Genomic DNA, 3,085 nt, shown 5'->3' on the forward strand with positions numbered 1-3,085 from the left:
TGTGACCTTCGCCGCTATCTGACGCGGTTTCTTCATCGCTATGTGGCACCGATGACGAGGGTGGATCGTGCGGCCTCTACCACGTCGTCCGTGACCAAGGACAATTCGTTGATCTTCAGGATGCGTTCGATTTGAACGAACAACCGCTGCAGGAGGCGGAAGTTGCCACCGGTGATCCGGGCGATAGATGCAATGGCCTGATGGTCTGTGAAGTCGGCATCGTCCAATTGCAGTCCCAGCTTGCGCCAGTGACGGGTGAGTACAAAGGTCAACTCGTCACCTTTTAACGTGCGATAATGATGCGCAAAACCGATGCGACTATAGAATTGTGGATAGCGTTCAAGCCGTCGCTCGAGACCGGGCATGCCGATGAGGATGACGCTGATGCCCATTCGGTCGAAGATATCGCGCACATGTTCGAGGCCTTGGGCCGATAGGCGCTCTGCTTCGTCAATGATCAGAAGGTTGATCAGGCTCAAACGTCTGTTGTCGGGGAAAACCTTCTCTGGATGTTGTGCAAGCTCGATACACCCTTCGATTCGAGTCATCAGGGTTCCCAGATCATCGCGGGTTTGACGGGCAGGTTCACTGACTGTTGGCGTGTAGAAGGCTGTGCGCGATCTCGCGAGGGCCTTGTAGGCGATCATGTCTGACGGATCGCGCGGCCCCCAGGTATCCAGTAACAGCCCGGCCTTGTCCCATCGGGCGCAGCGCTGTGCCGAGATGGTTTTTCCGACACCAGCGGGGCCAAAGCATATACCGATATAGCGATGCTTTTTCACGGCGCTGACGAACTCCATGAACCGGCGATGTTCTTTTGTGGAGATGAACGTGCCATTGCGGTGCCCTGCCATCATCAGTCGTCCGTCTCGTAAGTTCGGAGCTTTGTTTTGCGTGCTGGGGCAGGTTTTGCTGAAGGCAGCGGGCGTTTCTTTCCATCGGGTAGAAACTCGGCCACCGTCCGGACCCGTTCATTTATCTGGCCGCGCAGGGCACGCCGGTGGGCGGATCGAGCTGTCTGAATGTCCTTTAATGTAACTGTCTCATGCGCGTATTCGGGACTGATCGCCCGGCACAGAAAGCGGTTCTTGTGGAAAATGCGTATCTCAGCCAGATCGCGCGGGTCGTAGCGGATGGTCACGGCCTCGCCGACATAGGGAGCCAAAATCGGGCTCATGAAACGCAGCCCCTGAAAGTGAACACCATCGCGACGGACGGTGCGGGGCTTGGCGACCATGACGAGCAGCAGATCGAGGTCTTCAAGACTGTCAGGCATCTGTGGCAACCAGCCTTTGCCACACCAGCAGGATATGGGTGTCGTGCCAATCTCACTGTGGATGCGAGCGTTGTAGGTGTTGACGATCCACTCACAAATCGCGGCGTCCAGTTCTGTCAGAGAGAGCTTTGGGCGGATCGCAGGTTTGCCGTGTGCAAGACAACCGGGCAAGTCAGATAGCAGTTCAGTGTTCACCGTCCCAAAGAACCGTTCGATCTTTCCGCGGCCCTGGGGGCGAGCGACAGCCGAATAGATAATCTGAAAGCGCAGGGCTGCTGCTGCCTGATCGAGGTGTTCAGATGTGAAGTCGCTGCCGTGATCGACATAAAGCACATCCGGGATGCCACAGACCGGCCAATCCGGGTTCTGCTTGCGCCAGATCGCCTGCCGGAGCGCGAGGGATGTTTGCAGGGCAGATGGTGCACCCAGAAAGACCAGATATCCGGCAATGGCGCGGGAATGGTCGTCCATGATCATGGTCAGCCACGGGCGCACCGCCGTTCCGTTCGCATCAAGGATCAGGATATCAAGCATCGTGTGGTCGGCTTGCCAGATCACATTGGGGGCTGTGGCTCGGTGCCGGTAGATCAGCTCATAGCGATCACGGTAGGCAGCGGCCCCGTCCTGCGCCAGCGTGACCATGGCCGGATCAAGAGCCCGGATAATGTCGTAGACGGTTCTGTAAGTCGGAACGCGCCAGTCCTGGGCTTTTGCCGCCGCCGTGACACGCCGGTGAATTGCTGCGCTGGACAGTCGGGGTTTGCGTAGTGCCAGCCCTTCGATCAGGCGTACCAGTTCGTGCGGTAGCTTGCGGGTTTTTGCATCTGACCGCATCCGCCGTTCCAAACCTTCCAGCCCGAACGCTTGGTAGCGAGACAACCAGCGTTGCGCCGTCCGGATCGAAACATCTGCCGCCCGCGCCGCAGCGGTCAGAGCAACACCATCCTCAATGTGAGGTCTGAGAACTGCAAAACGGCGCATCGCGTCATCCATTGTTCCCTCCTTTCAGGTGTCCGTAAGGGGATCGCTCACCGGACGGCTTCTCACCGCCGGTCTTTCATCAACATCCATTGGGGAAATCGAATCTCATTTGATTGGTACGATGGTTGTATCATTGAAGGGTCTTTTGCGTTACACTCATTGCATGGCCAGGCAATCTTCGGCCATTTCCGGCCCAAGGACGCACACATGACTGAAACCCGCATCGGCTACGCACGCTGCTCGACCGACAAACAGGACCTCGCTGCACAGCGCGCGGCGCTTCTCGATCTCAATGTGCCGGAAAAACGCATTTACACCGATCACGGCCTGACTGGCACAAATCGGGAGCGCCCCGGTCTGGCCCAAGCTCTGGCGGCGGTGCGCGAAGGGGATACGTTCGTGGTGCCAAAACTTGACCGGCTGGCACGTTCCGTCCCTGACGCCCGTGCGATTGCGGATCAGCTTGAAAAGACTGGCGTCAAACTCGCCATCGGAGCCAATGTCCATGACCCGACTGATCCGATGGGAAAGATGTTCTTTAATATCCTTGCCACCTTCGCCGAGTTCGAGGCCGACCTGATCCGCATGCGCACCCGCGAAGGCATGGCCATCGCCCGCGCCAAGGGAAAGCTGAAGGGTAAGAATCCGAAGCTGTCCGACAAACAACACAAGGAACTGCGCCGCATGCACGACACCGGCGACTATTCAATCAGCGACCTCGCCGAGCTATTCGCCGTTTCAAGGCCAACCGTTTACAGGACGCTCAATCGAACAGCGAGCGCCGCTTAACGACGAAAAAAATGCGCCAGATAGCGGCGAAGGTCACAG

The 3,085-nt window shown here is 57.8% G+C and carries 3 protein-coding genes; 1 reads left to right on the plus strand and 2 read right to left on the minus strand.

Annotated elements, in window-relative coordinates:
* Nucleotides 1–38: 38 nt before the first annotated feature.
* Together BSG08_RS19080 and BSG08_RS19085 are read right to left on the minus strand one after the other, a co-directional pair.
* On the minus strand, nucleotides 39–854 hold the full coding sequence (locus BSG08_RS19080) for an AAA family ATPase (RefSeq protein WP_093039428.1): 816 nt from the start codon (nucleotides 852–854) through the stop codon (nucleotides 39–41).
* Nucleotides 855–856: 2 nt separating this feature from the next.
* Nucleotides 857–2,269 carry a Mu transposase C-terminal domain-containing protein gene (locus tag BSG08_RS19085; RefSeq protein WP_093039426.1) on the minus strand — a complete coding sequence of 471 codons (1,413 nt, stop codon included), beginning with the start codon at nucleotides 2,267–2,269 and terminating at the stop codon, nucleotides 857–859.
* Between the two features lie 195 nt (nucleotides 2,270–2,464).
* Between BSG08_RS19085 and BSG08_RS19090 the strand changes: the two genes are divergently transcribed.
* Complete coding sequence (locus tag BSG08_RS19090) at nucleotides 2,465–3,046, plus strand: recombinase family protein (RefSeq protein ID WP_093039427.1); 582 nt, start codon at nucleotides 2,465–2,467, stop codon at nucleotides 3,044–3,046.
* Nucleotides 3,047–3,085: the final 39 nt, after the last annotated feature.

This window comes from Roseovarius azorensis (genome assembly GCF_900109455.1).
GTDB classification, from domain to species: domain Bacteria; phylum Pseudomonadota; class Alphaproteobacteria; order Rhodobacterales; family Rhodobacteraceae; genus Roseovarius; species Roseovarius azorensis.

Bases quoted from the DNA above. Each gene is read 5' to 3' on its own strand.
- BSG08_RS19080 (WP_093039428.1), bottom strand. From the start codon at position 854: ATGGCAGGGCACCGCAATGGCACGTTCATCTCCACAAAAGAACATCGC.
- BSG08_RS19085 (WP_093039426.1), bottom strand. From the start codon at position 2,269: ATGGATGACGCGATGCGCCGTTTTGCAGTTCTCAGACCTCACATTGAG.
- BSG08_RS19090 (WP_093039427.1), top strand. From the start codon at position 2,465: ATGACTGAAACCCGCATCGGCTACGCACGCTGCTCGACCGACAAACAG.